The organism is Sporomusa sp. 246TCP1 (genome assembly GCF_057319775.1).
In genome coordinates this window covers 4,402,621-4,424,390 of the sequence record NZ_CM170492.1, presented here as the reverse complement: position 1 = coordinate 4,424,390, position 21,770 = coordinate 4,402,621, and the positions used below count along the sequence as shown (strand labels likewise).

The window sequence follows — 21,770 nt, the reverse complement described above, 5'->3', positions numbered from 1 at the left end:
GTGCATTGGTACTACACCATCCGCCTGCACCTACAACTTCTTTAATCGGAATATATAGCTTATATTAGTTACAGTTTACGCGAGAGTCGTTTTTTTCGCAACTAATTCTTGCGGGACGCCACTTGCAGAGGAACCAAAGGCAATTGGTGAACCTGTCATGAAATCTTGATAAGCATAGCCCCGTTCGCCGTGTTCAGTAATGTCAAGGCCCTGAATTTCTTGTTCAGTAGTAGCGCGAACTTCCAAAAATAAGCTAATGGCTTTGAGAATAATGAAAGTCATTATGGCGGCAAATACCCAACTGATGCCAACACCAAGAAGTTGAGTGGTTAACTGACTAGCATTGCCGTAGAATAGGCCATCAGCACCAGCGGGGTTAACGGCTTTGGAGGCAAATAAACCGGTGGCGATAGCACCCCAGGTGCCACCAATGCCATGTACGCCAAAGGCATCAAGGGAATCATCATAACCGAGCTTAGGTTTCAGGACAGCCACAGCCAAGAAGCAGATAATGCCAGCAGACAAACCGATGATGACTGACGGGATAAGGCTGACAAAGCCGGCTGCTGGTGTAATAGCGACAAGACCGGCGACACATCCGGAAGCAGCACCCAAAATGGTGGGCTTGCCATGATATAACCATTCGGTTAATACCCAGGAAACAGTGGCAGCAGCAGCGGCTACATGAGTAACCACGAAGGCGCTGGCAGCAAGACCATTGGCAGATAAAGCGCTGCCGGCATTAAATCCAAACCAACCAAACCAGAGTAGGGAAGCGCCAATAACAGTCATTGGCAGGTGATGAGGCATCATGACTTCAGAGCCATACCCTTTGCGTTTGCCAATCATAAGGGCAATTGTGAGGCCTGAGACCCCGGAAATAATATGAACAACAGTACCACCGGCGAAATCCAGTACACCCAATTCGCGGATCCAACCACCTACACCCCATACCCAGTGAGCCATAGGATCATATACTAAGGTGGTCCAGAGCAAGGTGAAAACTACGAAAGCCCCAAACTTCATTCGTTCAGCAAAGGCACCGGTAATTAAGCCGGCAGTTATAACTGCAAACATAGCTTGGAAGATCATAAAAGCCTGATGCGGAATGGTTGCGGCATAATCGGCATTAGGTTCCATTCCAACACCGCTCAGGCCAACCCAGTCAAGGGAACCAATGAAATGATTGATGTCTGGTCCAAAGGCCAGGGAGTAACCAAATAATACCCATTGTACAGTGACTAACCCAATGATAAAAAAGCTTTGCATGAGGGTACTTAAAGCATTTTTGGTTCTTACCATACCACCATAGAATAAGGCTAAACCTGGAGTCATAATCATAACAAGTGCGGCGCTAACTAGAACGAAAGTTGTATCCCCGGTATCAATCTTGGCTGCTTCAGCTGGCGTTTCGCCGTCAGCAAAGGCAGCAGGTGCAAATACGAGCATTAACAATAAACATACTGTAAAAATAGTCCAGAGCTTTTTCATTTTTACATCCCTTCCTTTACTTAATAATTTTTTTTGAATGAAAGTATATTTTGGAATAAGTACATCCCCCCTTTGCGATATCCGGAAATAAAAAAAGCGCCTTAAAGGGTTACCCCTTCAGGACGCCATTGTCCGGAATCGTAGACACAAAAGCCTTCGCAAATAATTGCGAAGGCTTCATTGCCTAAATGATTAACTTGATGTAGTTACTATAACAAATGGTACAGTCCAGTGTCAAGTAGAATTTTAGTTTTTAAGCAAAAAAGTATTTTTATTGTGGAATTTGAAAAAGATGTCTAACGGAGATGTACCTTGAATATAAAAAGGTCTTATGTTATATTATATATGTAAAGTTGATATGGGAGCGGATGGGGCCTGGTGGCTCCTGCAGTCTTCAAAACTGTTCGTTGGGCGTTAATCCGTCCATGGTGGGTTCGATTCCTACACGCTCCCGCCAGTAGAGAATATAAGGTTTCTGAGGTTTTTCCTCAGGAGCTTTTTTGTTGTCTAGGCAGGAAAAACAATTTATGAGGCGGAAATATTGTTCTTGTTACCGGTGTTTAAACCCCGTGTCTCAATTTTAAAGTATGGAGGATAATTTAGTATGTTGTCACCAGATGAATTGATAGATGCATTTGCAAAAGTCGAAGAAGAAAACTGGTTGCTCAGGGCATTTTTAAAAGTCCAAGAACCTGATGCAGTAGATAAGATCGTTAATAGGCTGCATCGGGAGTTGTTTGCTGGTTTTAATTGCGTAGCCTGCTCAAACTGTTGCCAAACAATTATTCCGGTAATTGAAGAAAAAGAAATTCGCGTGATTTCATCAAAGCTTGGTTTAAATCCCGAGGATTACAAGAAAAAGTTTCTTGTTTCAACAGAGGAAGGCTTTATGATAAATAAAAAGCCTTGCTCGCATTTGGGTATAAATGGATGTTCAATCTATGAATATAGACCCGAAAATTGTCGCGAATATCCCTTTACTGAAAAAAAGGAAATAAGTGGGAGACTTATCAATCTTGTTGCAAATTGTTCAGTATGTCCTGTGGTGTTTGAAATATTTGAAAGGCTAAAGAAACATTATAAGGTTGATTTTGCAAAGTTTAAGGTTGAGCAGCAGGCGGTTTCATGGTTGGACGAAGATGATGATGGATATGATGATTTTGATGAATTGGAAGCTGAAGAAGAATTCTTTGCTGAGGAAGATTGGGCGGGTCTGGTAAAGTATAGATACCAGCGAGTGGAGCAGTATCCGGATGATTTTGACTATCAAAAGAGCCTCGGAGCAGCGTATGTGATGAATAAGGAATATGGGAAAGCGATTTTCTATTTGTATGATTTACATAAAAAGCATCCGGGGGACCTAGATGTTCAGTACGACCTACTGGATGCTCTGTTCGCAATAGGAAAAGATGAAACAGCAATAAACTGGATTGAGCAGCCGAATATTCTCCGGCTTAACAATGTTGTATTGGATGCTTGCTACAATTTTCTAAGAACAAAAAGAAAACCACGGACTGTTTATGACGTGTATCTGGAATTGCAAAGTGAAGGTTATGTAACATTTGATACCAATCAGCTAATAAATTTGCTGTTTTCCGATAACCGGTTTAGCGTTAAAGCAGGCGATGGGGAAAGCGACGATTGTTATGTGAGTATATTAAAAATCCCTAAAAAGTAAGAAACCAAGGGATTAAACCGTTAGTATGTTGGTGGTAATCCCCCAAAACGAGGGGACAGGATATTGTTTCAAGAAATATTTCCTGTCCCCTCGTTTTCGGGAATAGAGTTGACACTGGTGTTTAAATAAAGGAAACAAGACGAAGAACGAAATCGCTCCCGCGATGGCTTATTTACAGTTCAGCCTGGATAAGATAGATTAGATTGCCGCTAAATGCAAAGAACACTGAGTATAATTCGATAGTATATGACTTAATAGAAAGAAAAGCCTCAACCCCTGATTTATAAAGGTTGAGGCTTTTTTCATCGTTAGACCCGATACGTTTCTTATTTGCCAGCATTTAACTGATAAAGCAATGATATGGCGCTCTCCAACCGGACGGTTTGCTGCTCTTCATCCAGAAAAATCCACCAAGCATGTTTATTATCACAGATTTCAAAATCATGTTTAAATTCGGTTGATATCGTTGGCAGCCTTTCAATCGGGAAAAACAAATCAGTTGTTTTTCCATCAACCCGGCCATGAAAATAAAGTCCCTCACGGCAAAGGCTCACATACCCGCAGCCGCAACTGCGAAATGATCCATAAAATTTATCTGCAACCCACAGATCTGTTACTAGAGCCTGGATTTGAAATTTTTCGTCACGCACCCGTTCGCTCATGGTTTCACGTTGCCAAGCAGCCCATTTTACCGGATCATCAAACACTACGCATGTATGACCAACAGGTTGTAAAAATCCACACTCGTCAATAGTCGCGGTATTACCACATGCGCTGCAATATAGTCTGCTTCCCTTACTTCTCATCTTTTGTTCGCCCAGGCAACGCGGGCACTGATGCAAAATAAGATGAAGCTGCTCGGCCGCATGTCGATGGTAATAACGCTCCCTGGCCAAACGATTCCAGTCATAATCATTGTAAGTCAATGCCTGACAAACAACAGCATAGATTTGACTGGAATCCAGCACGCCAATATCTGCTGCTGAAAGAATTTGCTTTGCCACCGTTTCTACACGACCTCTACGCCAAAAAGAAGACCAGCGGGGCCAGGCAAGATAACCGCCATTTGTTTTAACGGCGACAACGGGAACTTTCATTTTTTTAATAAACCGAGCGATTGATTCAGGTATATCGCAACAGTTTCCGTCAATAGAGCGACGTCCCTCCGGAAAAACGCCGATAACACCCCCCCGGGCTATTACTGACAGCGCACCCCGTGTGGAACGAATGTCCGGAAAAAATTGTGTTTTGGGAATTGCGCCAAAAAGAGTCAGTATTTTGCCGATAACCAGTTGGCGAAAGTAAAAGTTTGTGGTGAGGAAGTAGCAGGGATACCTCGCAATCGCACATTGTACTAAAGCCGGATCAATAAATGATGTATGATTTCCCAGAACAATAAATGGCGGTTTTATGTCTTTAATACCGCTACGGTTGAACCTCACGTTGCCTCTAAATACCCAATATACGATACCATACGCCGCTGCTATCTGCAGCCATCCCAATATTTTGAGTTTTATGCGTGTAACAGCTTTAAAAGTATCGAACTTCATCAATATTGGCTCCTTATCAGGATATAAGCCTCTAACCGGCCTTACCTTGGGTTACCCATGCGGGGAATTTTTGCGCATCAAAAATTGTAAAAAAATCAAATACCGGCGGATTAAAATCCACATCCATCGACGGTTCACTAATAAATTCAGCACCATATTTATAATAAGCCTGCATAAGTATTGACATCTTCTTTAAAATGGCTCGCTGGTTAACTTCCGTGACAGCAAGTTCATTAGAAACAGCAGCAAGGTCCAGTTGCTTTTTTGGTTTTACCCCAAAAGCAACATTAACAGCGTTATTGCCGATCAAATACTTTGCTATTACGCCAATATCATTTTTAGCGTCAGCCGGCAACGTTGTAAGACCAATTAAATAATCATGGGGATTGTTCTTTAAGTAGGCTCCTAAGCCGGCAAATAGCAGTTTGAAAACGCTGGTATTTCTGTACTGAGCATCAATACAGGCTCGCCCAAGCTCTAGAATCTGTATCCTCTTATCACTCAACTTCCCAATATCAAACCATTGTTCAGAGTAAAATCCACCGCCTTGCGGTAACCTGTTTCCCGGCAAAAAACGAAAAGTGCCGACACAACGGTTATGTTCCACATCGCGAATAATTAAGTGATCACATAATTCATCAAAATAATCAATTTCCCCAGCATTCTCTTCCTTATACTCATTTTTCTTCTCGTTAAAATTAAGTTCTTGACAATAAACACTATATCGAAGGAGGTATATTTGTTTTTTTTCCGCTGCAGTTTCCGCAAGTTTCAAAAAAAATTTGCCTTCCCGAATTTCCATCAGTACATCACCTCATTTACTTTTGTTGTTTGTCATACCAAATATTTACATAAGTAATAAAGTTACCCTCTGTTTCATTTAATAAAAATATCAATTAGCGAAAGCACCCCTAGTCCGGCGATGATGATTCCCGAAAACTGATTAAGCATTTGCAATTGTCTATCGCAAAAATTAGTTCGCATGCTGACTGCAATCCGGCTCAAGGCCAACCAGGCGATGGCAGAGCCGCTGCAAACACCGCCAATAAGCAGGAGCAACTCCCGGTAATCTGCGTTGGCCCCCACGCCAATTTCAGTAAATACAACGGCAAAAGCCAAGATTGTCAACGGATTAGCCACCGCTAAGAAAAATGCTGCTACAAAACTGCCAAACATAGTAGTTTTCGATGGCATCGGGGCAAGTTCACCCAGTTTTGACCGAAAAATATACCAACCCCCAAAAAGGAGGAAGACACTACTGGCAAGAGCCAGGTAATGCCGATTGTCTTGTAGCAAGTCGGCAATTATCGATACCCCGAATATAGCTATTGCGCCATAAATCGCGTCAGCCATCACCGTTCCCAATCCGAAAGACAAGCCAGCCATCCTTCCCCAGGTCAGGGTATACCGGATGCACATTAACCCAGCTGGCCCTATGGGCGCTGCTATGAGGAAACCGATAACAGCTCCTTTGAAAAACAGGATCACTGTTTTCTTCCCCCTTGTAAAATTACTACATTTCAAGATTTTCCTGATGTAAGACGAAATGATATTATGATTAGGTGACAGAATGTACAGAAATTAACTACCATAATAATTGCACATTCTACAAGTATTTCCATTAAGATCATGTTATTTTTTTATGAAAATTAGCTGTAATAAAAAATTTAACAACTGCTTTACCAAAAAATAACCTTATTCATTTACATTATTTCGTAAAATAAAATTGATAGGGAAAACCATGTCTGTTCATAGGTTAAACCCTTGATAATAATTGACACGAGGAGGATATCTATGATTCGCACCGTCAACAATATCCTTTTGGCCATTTCCGACACTGGCGGCGGCCACCGCAGCGCCGCGACCGCAATAGTAGCTGCCTTGAACAACTGCGAACATGTCCAATGTACTCTTTCCGACTTGCTCAAAGCCACTGGCTTTCCTGTCTTGAGAAAAGCTCCGGAAATCTATGACTATTGTTCTCGCAAGCAGCTCTGGCTGAATAACTTTTTTTTCGAGAAAACTAATAGCATAAAAAGAATGAACCTACTGACTAAGTTTGTATATCAGCAGGCTGCGCCGCAATTCGAATGTGAAATTAGCCAAATCAATCCCGATCTGTTGTTGGCCGTTCACCCCCTGGTCATTGGACTGCTAGTCGCCAGTCGCAAGGCTACTCGTGCTTCCTGGCCAATTTTCACGGTCGTAACCGATCTGGCCACCCTTCACGCTTCTTGGGCAACTCCCGGAGCCGACTTGTATCTGGTACCGACAGAAGAAGCCTTTAATGCTCTTGTACGCCACGGAATCGCGGCCAGTCAGATTATCCTCACCGGCTTTCCCGTTCATCCTAAGTTTAGTTGCTCATCAGCACCCCGCCCAGAAATTCGTAAGGAGTTAGGCATTGATCCAGAACGGTTTTCAGTGCTTCTGACAGGCGGCGGCGTTGGTGTCGGCAACATGTCGGCGTGGATTAAGGAATTTGTGAAAAACTGTCCAGACAAGCAAATTATGGTAGTCACTGGGCGGAATCAAACCCTTAATGACCAGTTACAGGCCTTGAAAAGCCAGTTTGAATACCTTCACGTCTACGGTTTTGTCGACAACATGGAAACTCTGATGGCTGCAAGCGACGTCATCATTAGTAAGGCAGGTCCCGGCACCATCATAGAAGCGGTGGCAATGCGGCGTCCACTCATCATTACTGAGGCTGTCGGTATCCAGGAAACCGGCAACATTGATTTTGTCGTTAATAACCGGCTGGGTTACTTTTGCCCCGACCCGCGCCAGGGCTGCCGCATCATTAATAATCTTGCCGCCGGCGGCGATTTCGTCTTTTCAACTGATAAGATACCCCCGAATAATGGCTCGGCTCGCATTGCTACTATGATTTTCCAACAACTCCATGCCAGTTCAGTTCAAAAGACAAATAGGGAAGTACATGATACCGGCCTCTTCCGCGGTGCCTAACAACAGCTATCGTCGTCTGATACTATCCTTTATGTAAAAATAGCCATAACATACCCGAATGGTAAGTTATGGCTATTTTTCAAAAGGGGCAGGGCGTCAGAGTGCTTCTCGCATGTTGAATAAAACTGATACCCATTTTTACCTGTGGCCTTTACTGAAACTAAATCCCTGTCCCCTTGTTTCTTCTGGCCTTTACTGAAACTAAATCCCTGTCCCCTTGTTTCTTCTGTTTGCTGGAGTTCCAGTTGTGCTTAACAGGTAAGGTGTAAAGGAAATGGCAATACAAAGAAACTGCTTAATAGGGCTAAAAAAGAGTTGCATAATAACTATTATTATGTTATTATCTAATCAAGCACCATCCTTATAGCGACCTAGATTCAACTAAGTATTGCAGAGGTAGAAACGTTCAGTTTCGGTTGCAAAGCGGTTAGTATATCTGGCTCAGGATTGTGTTTTTTGTTTATAATTTAATCATCTGACTCCTAAGTATTGATGTTGAGTAAGTGACTGTTTGAAACAAGTTTTTTCATCTGGTTTGTAGTGGTTTATCTGGTTTTCTGGTTTAAATCTCACAGAGTGCGGACGAATCAACGTGTTAAATTTGGAATAGGTTGTTTGAGATTGTCGTGTGTAGTTTAGTGCTATAGGGATGGATGCGAGTAAAAACAGGTAGGAAGGTTATACTTCCTACCTGTTTTATGTTGCTAATAAAGGAAAAGCCCCACTAGGTTCAGTACCAACATCTGTGTCAGCAAGTGTAAAGTAGAGTAATTGCATACTGTCACTGCAGAATTGTTTTTTGTCTTCCTGGGCTTGATAGTGAAATTCAACCAGTGGTTGTGTTTCTTTCAGATGTCTGCAACTACGGCTAGGTAGACTTTGGCAGCAACCAACGATACAATGGTAGTGTCAGTACTGATAGAATTGAAAAAGGAAGAAAAACTATGTCTAATGGCAATAAAATAGGTCAGCGTATTGCTTTGTTTCGAAAACAACGGGGCTATACGCAAGAACAAGTCAGCTTGACATTGAATGTCACCCCACAAGCGGTCTCCAAATGGGAAAAAGGCAATGCTTTACCCGATACCCCATTACTGCCGCTTTTAGCGAAGGTGCTTGGGACATCAATTGATTGCTTGTTGACAGGAGGGAGCCTATTGGAAAAAGTAAGCCCTTATGATGGTGAATATAAGAAAGAAGAATATTATTGGGGACTCCAGCATTCCCTGCTTGCTGAGCAAATTGTAAAAATCATGCCAGATAAGGTAAACAAGTATTTATTAGATATTGGCAGTGGTGAAGGCCGGGATGCTATCTATTTTGCTAAATGTGGTTTCCAGGTGGATGCGTTGGAAATCTCAACTCCTGGTACCGAAAAAATCAGGCAGTATAGTCAGGCAGCTGGCTGTGAGGTCAATATTATTCAGGCCGATATGATTGGATATGAGTTTGCTGTTGCATATGACGTAATTTATTCTCATGGTTCACTTCAATTTTTGCCGTTGGAGCAACGTCCAAATCATTTTGATAAATATAAACGCTATACGAATATCGGCGGACTTAACGCACATTTACTATTTGTTGAAAAGCCATTTATAAAGACCGCGCCTGATTGGGGAAAAAACGAGTTTTTCTATTTGTCTGGTGATCTGGCTAAGTATTACTATGACTGGGAAATCCTTTGGTGTGAGGAACAAATTATAGACTGTAATTCGGCAGGAATACCACATCAGCATGCGGTAAATAGCATAATTGCTAGAAAAATAGATCGTACTTACTGAAAGGAAAAATATGTCAGGTGAGAAAAAGATAGTTGCCATAGGTGATTCTATCACCTATGGGTTTCCTTATTTACCATGCTTGTCATGGGTTCATTTAGCCGGTGAGGAGTTAGGCTTTTCGATAATCAACAAAGGTGTAAATGGTAACACCAGTTCACAAATGTTGGAACGGTTTGACTATGACGTTATCAGGCAGTTGCCATCACATGTCATTATAATGGGTGGTACTAACGATGCTTGCGTCAGAGTTGAGGCGGAAGAAGTAGATAATAATATTCGTTATATGGCAGAAACAGCTTTACAATATGGGATAACACCGATAATTGGACTACCAATACCTTGCAATTATCCTCAAGATGAATATATTCTCGGTCTATATCGCGAAGATGTGCGGGAATATGCACTTACTAATGATTTATATGTGATTGATTTTTATACAGCCTTTTTAAAATATGAAAGCAAGCAGCCACAAGTAGAATTTTACGCAGATGTGTTACATCCTAATGAGCGAGGCTATAAGGTTATGGCAGGGCTTGTTGTTAAAGCATTACAGATTTTTTTGAAAATCTAGAGGAGAACTTAGTACTTAGGCTTTGATTTAGATTTCCAACCCATTTTTTCGGCTTCATTCATTGCAGCACCTACTGCTAGTTCATCACAACGTTCATTCATCGGGTTGCCGTGATGGCCTTTAACCCAGTTCCAAACTACTTTGTGAAAACTATTTAGCCGGTCCAGTTCTTGCCAGAGATCTTTGTTGAGAACCGGGCTGCCGGCCTTGGTTATCCAGCCGTTTCGCTTCCAGTTTTCCACCCAGCCTTCAGCAAGGCCTTTGCGCAAGTATTGGCTATCTGTATGGAGAATAATACTGGTTGACTTATCAAAAAAATGGAGTGCTTCAATGGCAGCTTTCATTTCCATACGGTTGTTGGTGGTTGATGGCTCTGATCCGGCGATTTCCTTGACCAATGTGCCAAGCTGGATAACCGTGGCGTACCCACCGGGACCGCCAGGGTTTTTCAGGCAAGAACCGTCAGTATAAATAATGACGCTGTCATCATCATAAGCTCTTTGCTTTTGCGGTGGAACCGGAGAAGGACTTGCTTTGGCGGTTTTGGATTTTGCTGGCTTTGAAGGTAGCGAGATATTACGCGGTGGCAGGGCGCCAGTTAAGAATTCTTTAGCTTCGCTCTCGATGGCAAAGCCCTTATAAGCAGCTTTGGGGTAGCCATCTACCTGATCTTTGCATTCGTCCCAGGTCCGATAGATTCCAGGAACACGTCCTGTTTTGACAGCGTAGAAATGTTTAACCATACTTTCTCCTTTCAAGGTTTGGGGTTTATTTATAATTATATGTTAATCAGTAAGCATGTCCATAACAAGAGGTAAAAATAAAAAATAAAAAAAACAATATACATAATCGTCAATAGCAGGAAAATAAAATTAAAAACGGAATATACAGAAAACAATGGGACCTGGACTGTGACCTTTACTTTCCAGGTTTTATAAATAGTTAAAGGGGGTTAAACATGAAAAAGATTGTTATGGTTATTATGGCTTCAATGCTAGTAATGAGTTTACTGTCAGGTTGTGGTGGAGAAAAGTCAGCTGATCAGAAAGCTCCAGTGAAAAAGTTTATTAATATTGCGACAGGTGGTACAGCTGGGGTTTACTATCCTCTTGGTGGTGCAATTGCTGAAATACTGAACAAAAATGTTCCGGGTGCTAATGCTACAGCTCAAAGTACAGGTGCATCGGTAGCCAACATTAATATGCTCAAAGATGCTAAAGTTGAATTAGCTATGGTACAGAATGACACAGCGTATTATGCTTTTAAAGGTATCGAAATGTTCAAAGATAAACAAGTTGCGAATATGAGAGGTGTGTCTACTCTTTATAATGAAACCATTCAAATCATTGTGTTAGAAGACAGTCCGGTTAAAAGCATTAATGATTTGAAAGGCAAGAAGGTGGCTGTTGGCTCAATTGGTAGTGGAACTGAGGCTAATGCTCGTCAAATATTAGAGGCTTATGGCCTTGCATATGCCGATTTAGATCCACAATATCTTTCTTTTGGCGAAGCTGCCAATGGTTTAAAAGACGGTAATGTTGATGCTGCCTTTGTAACAGCAGGTGCTCCGACGGCGGCAATACAAGATATTGCATTTCAAAAGAAGGTTAGATTGATTCCGGTAGAGACTGATAAAGCAGAGGCATTGATCAAAAAATATCCTTTTTATGCTAAACAATTAGTAAACGCAAATACCTATCCTGGGCAAGCAACAGATATTACGACTGTAGCAGTGAAAGCCATGTTAGTCGTTCCTGAGAGCATGGACGCTGAAACGGTTTACCAAATCACAAAAGCGATTTATGGTAACACTGATCGACTAAAAGCCGCTCATAAGTTAGGTGAAGGCATTACTAAAGAAACTGCTTTGGAAGGTATGCCAATTCCTGTTCATCCTGGTGCGGAGAAGTTCTTTAAAGAAAAATAAGATGTAGGAGCAATAAAATGCCGGGATTACTTTAGGGGTACCTGGCATTTTATCCAATAGTATGGTAAAGAAAGTAAGTAAGCAAAAAAAAATGCTTGTGACTGGTTTTTGTTTGTTAATTGGTATTGTAATTTATTGGTGGTTTCTCCCATTAAGGATCGTGATAGAGACAGAGTCAGGGATTGCACTTTCCTTGCCTACCTATCCAGAAGATACTTTTAGTATAAGATTTACTCACTCGGTTCATAAAACACCAGTGTGGGAAAATTTTGTTGTTAGAGGAGTAGATGAACTTACTCTTACATCAACTGAATATCGGTCCTATGGTGTTGGGATGCCCTCGTTGCCTTCTGAAGGTGTATTTACTCAACTTGGAGATCGATTTATATTGACAAATTTGAATCGTTCTTTCAGGCAAATACCAGTAAGGGTAGGTCCGGAGGCAAAATTATCCTTTATTCACCAGGAACAGGAATATCCTCTTTACCAATGGTTTGATGCGGGGACGTTGGTGACTGTGCGCATCAACTATGATTACTGGTGGTTTGTTTCGGGTATGCTTAATCAGAAATAGTCTAGTCTGGCATAACTAAGGAGTGAGTAAATTGGCAGTTGAGGAAGAACAAAAACAGTTTGATGCAGATGAACTACTTAAAGAATTTGATTCAGAGGCTGATAAGCGAGTCCTAACAGGTTTTATTGGTAAGATTGTATCGACCATTGCAATTTGTTTTACTCTTTTTCAGTTATATACTGCTTTTTTTGGCGTTCTTGATGCCCAATTACAGCGGGCCGTCCATTTGAGTTTTGGTATGGGTCTGATTTTTTTACTGTATCCTAGTCGCCATAATTGGTCGCGGACAAGTATACATCCCTTTGATTTATTGTTAGCTATTGTTGGGGCAGCAGTGCCTATGTATGTTGTTGTGACATATCATCAACTGGTATTGCGCGCGGGAACAGTGACTAACCTTGATTATGTAATTGGTGGTATTGGAATTTTAATGGTAATCGAAGGCTGCCGTAGAGTTGTAGGCAAGCCAATGGTTATTGTTGCGTTATGTTTTATCACATATGCTTTTGCGGGGCCTTATCTTCCTAATATCTTAGCGCATCGGGGCGTTAGTCCCTCAGATTTAGTAGCACATTTGTATTTTACAACAGAAGGTATTTTTGGAATTCCGTTGGGTGTTTCATCCACTTTTATCTTTCTGTTCATCTTATTTGGAGCTTATTTGGAGTCAACCGGCTTGGGTAAATTTTTTATTGATATTGCCAATTCTATTGCTGGCTGGGCCAGTGGTGGTCCTGCCAAAGTTACTGTTTTGGCTAGTGGTATGATGGGGACAATATCAGGCAGTTCAGTAGCAAATGTTGTGGGAGTTGGTAGTTTCACCATTCCCATGATGAAAAAATTGGGTTATGAAAAAGAATTTGCTGGTGGAGTTGAAGCCGCCGGGTCTACAGGTGGTCAACTTATGCCGCCAATAATGGGCGCTGCCGCTTTTCTCATGGCTGAGTTTATTGGAGTTCCTTATCTTGATGTAGTGAAAGCTGCAGTCATACCAGCACTTTTATATTACATGGGAATTTGGATTGCTGTTCATCTTGAAGCCAAACGAAAAGGCTTAAAAGGTATTCCCCGCCATCAATTACCCAAACTTAAAGAGGTTTTTTGGAATCGTGGGCATCTTGCATTACCCTTAATTGCAATTCTATATTTGCTTGTGGATGGGCAGACGCCAACCAAAGCGGCTCTGTGGGGAATTGTTATTGCCATTCTTGCAAGTGCATTGCGTAAGTCAACTCGCATGAAACCGGGTCAACTGATTGAAGGATTAGAAAAAGGTGCCAAAGGTGTTTTAGGTGTACTTGTTGCCTGCGCTACCGCTGGTATTATTATTGGTGTTGTGACGAAAACCGGTGTAGGGCTAAAACTTGCTGGTGGGCTCATTGAGTTAGCTGGTGGTATGTTGCTCCCGGTCATGTTTTTTACAATGATTACCTCCATTATTTTAGGAATGGGTGTGCCGACAACAGCAAATTATGTTATTACAGCAACTATTGCTGCGCCGGCATTAATACAATTGGGCATTCCAATTATCGCTGCCCATATGTTTGTATTTTATTTTGGTATCATTGCTGACATCACGCCGCCTGTTGCTTTGGCCGCTTATGCGGCGTCAGGCATATCTGGCGGCAACCCCATGAAAACAGGGATTACGGCATCAAAACTAGCGATAGCAGCTTTTATAGTTCCCTATATGTTTGTTTACGCACCAGTGCTATTGATGGTTAAAGCCACTCCAGTAGAAGTAACTATGGCTGCTGTTTCTGCTGTAATAGGGATGTTTGGCTTAGGGGTAGCGATGATTGGTTATTGGTATACAGCTGTGAGCGGGGCCGTGAGGGTCATATCCTTCATCGGCGGTTTAATGCTGATTGAACCAGGTCTGGTGACTGACATCCTTGGAATTGTAATACTTGTTGGTCTTTATTTTTTCCAACGCAATAAAGCAAATGCACAGTAAAAGCAGTATAAGAATATCAAAAAAACAGAAGGAGCAGAGACGCCCCCGGTGCTTTGAAAGTATTGGGGGCGTTTCCTATTCCCCGGGTGGGGACTCTACCCCACCTGAAGTAACGCCGCCTATAGAGGCGGGAGTATTAGCTTATCGACGAAGTTGAAGAACCAGTTAAACGATTCTGCTTGCATTCATTATTATAAACACTTCTAATATATTAGTAATATCGCCTGGTAAAGTGTGATTGTGCCGACCGCTGATACTATTTAAAGCTGAAGTCAATGCTGCTTGAAAACTGGGTGTTAATACCACATCCGGATTAGACGAAACTAGGGCACTAAGGTTGGTATATAAGAAAATTTCAAGCTCGTCGCCGATATCAGGACTGATTATTGACTCTGCTCTAGAGAGCGAGATTTTGTTCATGTCGACACCTCATCCTAACTAATAATATAGTATATGTGACCACATCTTCTCCAAACACATATTCAGCAATTCTAAAGCTTGCAGACATACGAAGGTTATATGTATTTTCATTTGTAGAAATGGCTCGGTGCATGCAATGATTTTGCTATGTTTGGCAGGAAAAGTGGTTGGGGGGACAGAAAGGTTTTCTTGTGATGGAGTATAAGAATGAAGCAAAAAAATAATAGTTGGTGTTTAGAGAATAGTATTAGGTTTTTGGCAGGAAAATAATGTAAGCCTATAGAAGATATAACAAAAATGACCATTATATGTATTATTTTGCCGAAAATAACTACGATAAGATTGCAATAAAGCATACTGCCGTCTCATTTGTTGAAGGAGGGAAAAATGAAAGAGAATAATTCTGGCGACAAAAGTTATAGCCAGCAATCCGGAAGGGAATCCTCTTCTGTAGCAGCGGCAAAAGCCGCTAGGCCTGTCTTGACAACAGAACAAACAGACGGTAACCAGGAACAGCGGCAGGATTGTTCGATCACTGGTGAAGTTTCGAGGGATGGCCAATCGCGGATTATTTCAAGCCCAGTAACAGACGGCAAGTTGTTCCCGGATGGAACCGAGGCACTTAATCGGATTATTGCTTTGTTATGCAAAACCAGCGGTATTAATTTCGCTGAATATAAGCAGCTAACAATAAAACGGCGGATCATGCGCCGAATGAGTTTGCTTAAGCTCGACAAGCTTGACAATTATGTTGTTTATCTGCAGCAAAATGGTGCAGAACTTACCGCTCTGCAGCAAGATCTGTTGATCAATGTTACGAAATTTTTCCGTGAGCCGCAGGCATTCGAGACTTTAAAAAAGACGATTTTCCCATTGATTGTCAGTACTGTGGCACCCAACGTGCCTATCCGGCTGTGGGTGCCTGGTTGTTCAACAGGCGAGGAAGCCTATTCATTGGCTATTGCTTTGCTGGAATTTTTGGCGGACAACTATGTTGATAGGCGAATCCAGATTTTTGCTACCGATATTAATAAAACGGTTATCGACAAAGCACGAGTTGGAATCTACCCGAAGACAATCATGACTGATGTTAGTACAGAACGTCTTAGCCGTTTTTTTGTTGAAGTGGAACAGGGCTATCAGGTCAGCAAGACGATTCGCGATATATGTGTATTTGCCAGGCAGGATATCGGACAAGATCCGCCTATTTCCAGGGTGGATCTTGTCAGTTGCCGCAATGTGATGATCTATTTTGGGGCGGCATTGCATAAGCGAATATTCCCGATTTTTCATTACGCTCTGAATCCCGACGGCTATCTTATTTTGGGGGCGTCAGAGTCTATCGGTGTATTTGCCGATCTGTTTAACCTGGTGGATAAAAAATATAGGATTTATACGAAAAAATCAGTTGTCACGCCGCTGGTGTTTGATTTTTCGGCTGCTGAGCATGCGGCAACGCTCCAAAACCGCAGTAAGGACGAGGTTGTCGGTTTGAGTGCCGGTTCCTGGCTGGATGTGCAAAAAGAAGCTGACAGGATCGTTCTCAGCAAATACGCTCCAGCTGGTGTCGTTATCAACAGCCAACTGGATATTATTCAATTCCGGGGCCGGACTGGCGTTTATCTTGAACCGGCATCAGGAATGCCGAGCGTAAACCTGCTGAAGATGGCCCGGGACGGTTTGTTTGCCGGACTGCGAGCAGCCGTCAATCAGGCTAAAAAAGAAAATATAACGGTTAAAAAGGAAGGATTGCATGTTCTCCAGAATGGGCAGTCACTCCCGGTTAATGTTGATATTATTCCGATCAATGGGCCTTTTTCCAAAGGAGAGTATTTTTTGGTATTGTTTCGGGAGGGTGTATCACAGCCTCCATTGCCTGATAGTACGTCTAACAGTGCCAGTGCGGCACCGGAAGCGGTACAACAGGCGAGGGCTGTCGATGAAGTCTTGCGTCTGCAACAGGAGGTCGCCGCCACGAAGGAATACCTGCAGTCGATCATCGACCAGCACGAAGCGGACAACGAAGACCTCAGGTATGCGAACGAAGAAGTGCAATCAAGTAACGAAGAATTGCAGAGCATGAATGAAGAAATGGAGACAGCCAAAGAAGAACTCCAGTCGACCAACGAAGAGTTGATGACCCTGAACGAAGAACTGGGAACCCGCAATATGGAATTGAACCATGTCAATAACGATATGATCAATCTACTTCGTAGCATCAGCCTCCCTGTCCTTATACTTAGCAACGATTTGCGCATCAGGCGTTTCAACTCGGCTGCTGAGCCGGTATTTAACCTGATTGGCACCGATGTCGGACGGCCGATCAGCAATATTAAGCCGAATATTGCTGTTCCCGATTTGGAGCAAGTGAGCCTCCAGGTAATCGACACGCTAAACAGCGCTGAGCAAGAAGTTCAGGATCGATGGGGGCATTGGTATTCTATGCAGATACGTCCTTATCGGACTACAGATAACAAAATTGATGGTGTTATTATCACCTTTGCCGATATTGACGTTATCAAGCAAAGCATTAGAGTTGCCCAGGAGGCTCGGGAGTATGCCGAAGCCATTGTGGAAACCGTAAGGCATCCCATGGTGGTTCTTGACACCGACCTGCGACTGAAGACAGCGAACAAGGCTTTTTGTCAGACTTTTCGGATGACGCCTGGAGAAGTGAGTGGTCAATCTATTTTTCAAATCCAAAACAGCAAGTGGAATTTGCTGGAACTGCGCACCCTGCTGACTGCTCTTCTGGAGCAAGATGCGGCATTTGAAGATTTTACGGTTAGCGGCGACTTCACTGATAACCGCAAATTAACCATGTTGATTAATGCCCGCCGGATTGTAAGATTGCACGACAATACCAAATTGATTCTGATGGCCTTTGAGATTGTTGCCTCGTAGCTAGGATAAGGGTAAAACCAAATGGATAGGCGAATAGCAGGACAATGCCAGGAGATGCCCAAGAGAACCGGGTGGGAATAATGTACTCGGTCAGGAGGAGGCTATATATATGGCCAGATCAGATGCCGAAGGTAAGCGGGGAATCGGTAATCCCGCGAAGCCGCTTCTATCTTTGGATAATGCCGGAACAGAAGAAATAGAGCAGCTAAAAGAGAAACTTCAGGCCCAGGAATGGGACTTGGAAATTCAGTGCCAAGCAATGCAAGAGGCTCTTGGGGAGTTGGAAGAATCACGCAACCGCTATGCTGATTTGTATGATTTTGCGCCGGCGGGTTACGTGACTTTTGATGACAAGGGTTGTATCAGTGAGATTAATCTTGCTGGCGCGGCTTTATTAGGCTTGGAGCGATCACGTCTGCTCGGTATGCCGATGACTGTTTTTCTTGATAAAGGTAGTTATAAGCTTTTTTTTGATCATCTGCGTTCATGCAGATTGACTGCTAAAAAAGTAATTAGTGAAGTAGAAATAATATCCAAAAAAACTACGACTATCTATGCACAGATTATCAGTATGCCGCTGCCGGGCGCAGGTAGCTATGGAGCAAACTATCGGTCAATTATCACCGATATCACGGAACGCAAGCTTATGGAAAAAGAGATGTCCCGCATGGAACGGTTAAATCTGATTGGGGAAATGGCCGCTGGTATTGCCCACGAGATTAGGAATCCCTTGACGACAGTAAGAGGGTTTCTGCAGTCTTTTATGAGGAAGAAGGAATTTGTCCAGTATGATTCGCGGCTTAATTTGATGATCACCGAACTGGACAGAGCAAATTCCATCATTACAGAATATCTTTCGCTGGCCAGAAACAAGCTGCTTGATCAGTCACTGCAGAACCTGAATACGATTGTCCAAAAGCTATTGCCACTATTGGAGTCTGATGCACTGCTTAATGAAAAATGGATTGTTACGAAATTAGCGGTCGATATACCTGATTTGCTGCTGGATGCCCAGGAAATGCGTCAACTAATTCTTAATTTTGTCAGGAATGGGCTGGAAGCTATGGTGCCGGGAGGACAATTGACGATTGGCACGTATGCGGAAGCTGAACAGGTGGTCTTATATATTCAAGATCAGGGTATCGGTATTCCACAGGAAATTGAGCAGAAATTAGGTACGCCCTTTGTGACAACGAAAGAAAATGGCACCGGACTGGGGTTGCCGATATGTTTCAACATAGCCAATCGACATAATGCAAAAATTGAGGTAAAGACCGGAGATTCCGGGACCACTTTTATGGTAAAATTTCCACAGCCGTAATCAACTGTGATATGTTACAATCATGAGTAAACTGGCAAATAGTTTATTAAACATAGAAAAGGAGTCTTGTTATGCCAATAGCGCCTACTCCGCCAACAAAACCCACGCCGCCTATTGCGCCTACGCTTACTCCGACAGGTTCCCATACAGGGACTGATAATCCGCCGGTATCTTCAGGTAGTTCAACCCCAAATTCGGATAAAACGGTAAGTCCAGGTCTGTCAGGTACAGCTAAGAAGCTAGATGATTTAGGAAAGGCTTTTCAGGGGAAGTCAGCCCAGACTAAGGATGGCGAAAAGTCAGCACCTGCTGCAACAACGACAAGCAAAACAAATAGTATCCAGGCAGCTCCCGCCGCAGGCCCTGATTCGCAGGCTGCGGTTGCTGCGCAGACTGCTGTTCCGGCGAAACCGCCGGTGGTAAATAGCAAGCCGTCTGGACTGAACTATCTTCCTTTTATTGGGCTAGTGGCAGTTGCTGCGGTGATTTTAGTGGGTTTACGCTTATTTAAAAAGGGACCAAAACAACAGCATACGCTGAGTGATTGTGCTAAGAAAACAGCTACGGTAACTAATAAAGAGGGCCTAGATATAGTTGTATCGCCACAGACGACAGCACCTCAAGCAGAAAAACACTTTGAAGTGCGAGTGTAGTTTGACGAAAGATGGAGAAACTTGGCTTTAAACTGAAAAACACCTAGTTATGAACAGATAATTAGGTGTTTTTCGATTTATACAATGCTTTTTCCAATTGTATATTATAGACAGGGAAAATATTATATAATATAATTAAAAGTACGTTTAAAATATGTTTTTAAATAATTACATTAGGGGAAAGGATGTGAATATAACGAAAAAAGAGATATGCACAGATAAGCCAACAGTTAATAAGCTTATTGAAGCGGCCATTCCTTTATTTGCAACTAAAGGGTTAGCTGCTGTTTCCGTAAAAGAATTGGCTGATGCTGCCGGGGTTAATATTGCCCTAATCTCGTACTATTTTGGCGGGAAAGATAAATTGTATGCATTTGTACTAGAAAATCAATTAGCAATACTAAGAGATGCCATTGATGCCATTAGTAAAGAAGAGATTTCAGCTGTTATGAAATTAAGACGCTTTGCGGATCTATTGATTGTCACTAATAAAAAAAATCCCTACATAGACCGTTTATTTTTCACGGAAGTATTCAATCCGACCAAATATTTTGACAGTTTGGTGAAAAGTGCTACACGTCATTCGCATTTTTTTTTGCAGGGATGTATTGAAGAAGCGAAACGTAATGGTGAATTTAGATCAGATATTGATTCAGATCTTGCTGCTATGTCGCTGTTGAAAATATTGAACTTATCCTTTACAGCTCAGGATCTTTTTAAAGAATTGATGCCAAGCAAACAAGACATTGCTACAGAATATATGTCACAGGCCCTTGAAATCTATTTAAATGGTGTTGCCAAGCACTCTTAAAAACAGTAAAAATGGGAGGGAAAATGGTGAATAAAAAAAGTATTCTATGCCTTGCTGTAGTATTTCTAATTGTAGCAGCAGGCTGTAGTAAACAACAAGCGCCCCGTCAACATAAAGAAGTGGCAGTCAAGGCTATGCAGGTTATACAGCAGGATACCCCTGTTACATACGAGTTTGTTGGCGAAATTGTAGCCAAAGATGAAATCCAAATTAAAGCACAGGTTACTGGTAATATTTCCCGCAAACTATTCAATGGTGGTGACACGGTTCAAGCCGGGCAACCTTTGTTTGAAATTGATCGGCGCAAATATGTAGCGGCAGTAGCCGATTCGCAGGCTCAGGTCGCGCAAGCGCAGGCTTCGCTGAGTAACATCCAACGCGATGTTGTGCGGTATCAGAATTTAGCTGATCAAGGCGGTATTGCTGTTCAAACATTGGATACCTCAAAGTCACAGGCCGAGCAGGCTGCCGCACAGGTAAACGCTTATCAAGCCAAATTGGACCAGGCCCAGAATGATTTATCAGATACGGTGGTTGTGTCGCCGGTAAATGGTCGGATTGGTGTAGGCGAATTAAGTGTCGGCGGCTATGTTCAGGCTGGCAGTACAGTTATGGCAACTGTTTCCACAGTAGATCCTGTGCAAGTTCGTTTTAGTATGAGTGAGAATGAATACTTAAAATTCGCCCAAATGGGCAATGCACCTGATGCCTGGGGACAAAATCTTAAACTCATTCTCAGCAACGGTAGTGAATATCCAATTACCGGTCGTTTGGAGCAGATTGACCGGGGGATGGCTAACCAAACAGGTACATTGGCGATGAAAGCCTCTTTTGGCAATCCGCAGCAATTGCTGGTACCAGGTATGTTTGCCCGGATTGTGGCTGTTGGCGAAACCCGGCAGGGAGCACTGCTTATTCCTCAGCGTGCTATTCAGGAACTGTTAGGCAAAACTTTTGTCACTGTTGCCGGTGCCAATAACGAAGCTGTAACTAAGCAAGTAAAATTGGGACCTAAAATCGACAACCTGCAAATTGTAGAAGAAGGGCTTACAAGCCAGGATATTGTTGTTGTGGAAGGGTTTGCGAAAGCCCAGCCAGGAACACCGCTTACTATTACCATGATCGGCCTTAACGATCTAATTATTCCAGGCGCGAAGTAGGG

Annotated in this window: 18 protein-coding genes and 1 tRNA gene; 13 read left to right on the top strand and 6 right to left on the bottom strand. The window is 42.6% G+C overall.

Annotation, left to right across the window (positions count from 1 at the left end):
- Positions 1–75: 75 nt before the first annotated feature.
- Positions 76–1,491, bottom strand: a complete 1,416-nt coding sequence (locus AC1ECB_RS20910; protein ID WP_485665595.1) for an ammonium transporter — start codon at positions 1,489–1,491, stop codon at positions 76–78.
- A gap of 360 nt (positions 1,492–1,851) precedes the next feature.
- Here AC1ECB_RS20910 and AC1ECB_RS20905 point away from each other — a divergent pair.
- Both AC1ECB_RS20905 and AC1ECB_RS20900 read left to right on the top strand, forming a co-directional pair.
- Positions 1,852–1,948: transfer RNA gene (locus AC1ECB_RS20905), tRNA-Sec, on the top strand.
- 147 nt (positions 1,949–2,095) lie between these two features.
- Positions 2,096–3,169 (top strand): YkgJ family cysteine cluster protein, encoded by a 1,074-nt coding sequence (locus AC1ECB_RS20900; RefSeq protein WP_485665594.1) that lies wholly within the window; start codon positions 2,096–2,098, stop codon positions 3,167–3,169.
- A 326-nt stretch (positions 3,170–3,495) separates the two neighbouring features.
- Here AC1ECB_RS20900 and AC1ECB_RS20895 read toward each other — a convergent pair whose 3' ends face one another.
- The 3 genes from AC1ECB_RS20895 to AC1ECB_RS20885 all read right to left on the bottom strand — a co-directional run bounded on the left by AC1ECB_RS20895 (position 3,496) and on the right by AC1ECB_RS20885 (position 6,207).
- Entirely contained in the window at positions 3,496–4,719 is a 1,224-nt protein-coding gene (locus AC1ECB_RS20895) for a lysophospholipid acyltransferase family protein (protein WP_485665593.1), read from the bottom strand.
- Positions 4,720–4,750: 31 nt separating this feature from the next.
- Positions 4,751–5,521 (bottom strand): GNAT family N-acetyltransferase, encoded by a 771-nt coding sequence (locus tag AC1ECB_RS20890; RefSeq protein WP_485665592.1) that lies wholly within the window; start codon positions 5,519–5,521, stop codon positions 4,751–4,753.
- A gap of 74 nt (positions 5,522–5,595) precedes the next feature.
- Complete coding sequence (locus AC1ECB_RS20885; protein ID WP_485665591.1) at positions 5,596–6,207, bottom strand: LysE family translocator; 612 nt, start codon at positions 6,205–6,207, stop codon at positions 5,596–5,598.
- 306 nt (positions 6,208–6,513) lie between these two features.
- Here AC1ECB_RS20885 and AC1ECB_RS20880 point away from each other — a divergent pair, with 306 nt between their 5' ends.
- The 3 genes from AC1ECB_RS20880 (at position 6,514) to AC1ECB_RS20870 (ending at position 10,041) form a co-directional block, all read left to right on the top strand.
- The gene (locus tag AC1ECB_RS20880) at positions 6,514–7,689 is read left to right on the top strand and encodes an MGDG synthase family glycosyltransferase (protein WP_485665590.1); all 1,176 of its coding nucleotides are present in this window, start codon (positions 6,514–6,516) and stop codon (positions 7,687–7,689) included.
- A 944-nt stretch (positions 7,690–8,633) separates the two neighbouring features.
- Complete coding sequence (locus AC1ECB_RS20875; RefSeq protein WP_485665589.1) at positions 8,634–9,470, top strand: helix-turn-helix domain-containing protein; 837 nt, start codon at positions 8,634–8,636, stop codon at positions 9,468–9,470.
- Positions 9,471–9,480: 10 nt separating this feature from the next.
- On the top strand, positions 9,481–10,041 hold the full coding sequence (locus AC1ECB_RS20870) for a GDSL-type esterase/lipase family protein (protein ID WP_485665588.1): 561 nt from the start codon (positions 9,481–9,483) through the stop codon (positions 10,039–10,041).
- A gap of 8 nt (positions 10,042–10,049) precedes the next feature.
- Here AC1ECB_RS20870 and rnhA read toward each other — a convergent pair whose 3' ends face one another.
- A complete protein-coding gene (gene rnhA, locus AC1ECB_RS20865; protein ID WP_485665587.1) occupies positions 10,050–10,784 on the bottom strand; it encodes a ribonuclease HI in 735 nt (244 codons plus the stop codon).
- Between the two features lie 215 nt (positions 10,785–10,999).
- On the opposite strand from rnhA, the gene AC1ECB_RS20860 reads away from it, so the two are divergent.
- The 3 genes from AC1ECB_RS20860 (at position 11,000) to AC1ECB_RS20850 (ending at position 14,499) form a co-directional block, all read left to right on the top strand.
- Positions 11,000–11,968 carry a TAXI family TRAP transporter solute-binding subunit gene (locus tag AC1ECB_RS20860; RefSeq protein ID WP_485665586.1) on the top strand — a complete coding sequence of 323 codons (969 nt, stop codon included), beginning with the start codon at positions 11,000–11,002 and terminating at the stop codon, positions 11,966–11,968.
- A 61-nt stretch (positions 11,969–12,029) separates the two neighbouring features.
- Complete coding sequence (locus AC1ECB_RS20855) at positions 12,030–12,542, top strand: DUF1850 domain-containing protein (protein ID WP_485665585.1); 513 nt, start codon at positions 12,030–12,032, stop codon at positions 12,540–12,542.
- Between the two features lie 31 nt (positions 12,543–12,573).
- Positions 12,574–14,499 carry a TRAP transporter permease gene (locus AC1ECB_RS20850; RefSeq protein ID WP_485665584.1) on the top strand — a complete coding sequence of 642 codons (1,926 nt, stop codon included), beginning with the start codon at positions 12,574–12,576 and terminating at the stop codon, positions 14,497–14,499.
- Positions 14,500–14,664: 165 nt separating this feature from the next.
- Here the strand turns inward: AC1ECB_RS20850 and AC1ECB_RS20845 are convergent, their stop codons facing one another.
- The gene (locus AC1ECB_RS20845) at positions 14,665–14,919 is read right to left on the bottom strand and encodes a hypothetical protein (RefSeq protein WP_485665583.1); all 255 of its coding nucleotides are present in this window, start codon (positions 14,917–14,919) and stop codon (positions 14,665–14,667) included.
- A 387-nt stretch (positions 14,920–15,306) separates the two neighbouring features.
- Between AC1ECB_RS20845 and AC1ECB_RS20840 the strand changes: the two genes are divergently transcribed.
- From AC1ECB_RS20840 to AC1ECB_RS20820, 5 genes are all read left to right on the top strand, one after another.
- Positions 15,307–17,823, top strand: coding sequence for a CheR family methyltransferase (locus tag AC1ECB_RS20840; RefSeq protein WP_485665582.1), 2,517 nt, complete (start codon positions 15,307–15,309; stop codon positions 17,821–17,823).
- 109 nt (positions 17,824–17,932) lie between these two features.
- Complete coding sequence (locus tag AC1ECB_RS20835) at positions 17,933–19,144, top strand: two-component system sensor histidine kinase NtrB (RefSeq protein WP_485665581.1); 1,212 nt, start codon at positions 17,933–17,935, stop codon at positions 19,142–19,144.
- Between the two features lie 71 nt (positions 19,145–19,215).
- Positions 19,216–19,797 (top strand): hypothetical protein, encoded by a 582-nt coding sequence (locus AC1ECB_RS20830; protein ID WP_485665580.1) that lies wholly within the window; start codon positions 19,216–19,218, stop codon positions 19,795–19,797.
- Between the two features lie 187 nt (positions 19,798–19,984).
- Complete coding sequence (locus AC1ECB_RS20825; protein WP_485665579.1) at positions 19,985–20,608, top strand: TetR family transcriptional regulator; 624 nt, start codon at positions 19,985–19,987, stop codon at positions 20,606–20,608.
- A 23-nt stretch (positions 20,609–20,631) separates the two neighbouring features.
- A complete protein-coding gene (locus AC1ECB_RS20820) occupies positions 20,632–21,768 on the top strand; it encodes an efflux RND transporter periplasmic adaptor subunit (RefSeq protein WP_485665578.1) in 1,137 nt (378 codons plus the stop codon).
- Positions 21,769–21,770 lie beyond the last annotated feature (2 nt).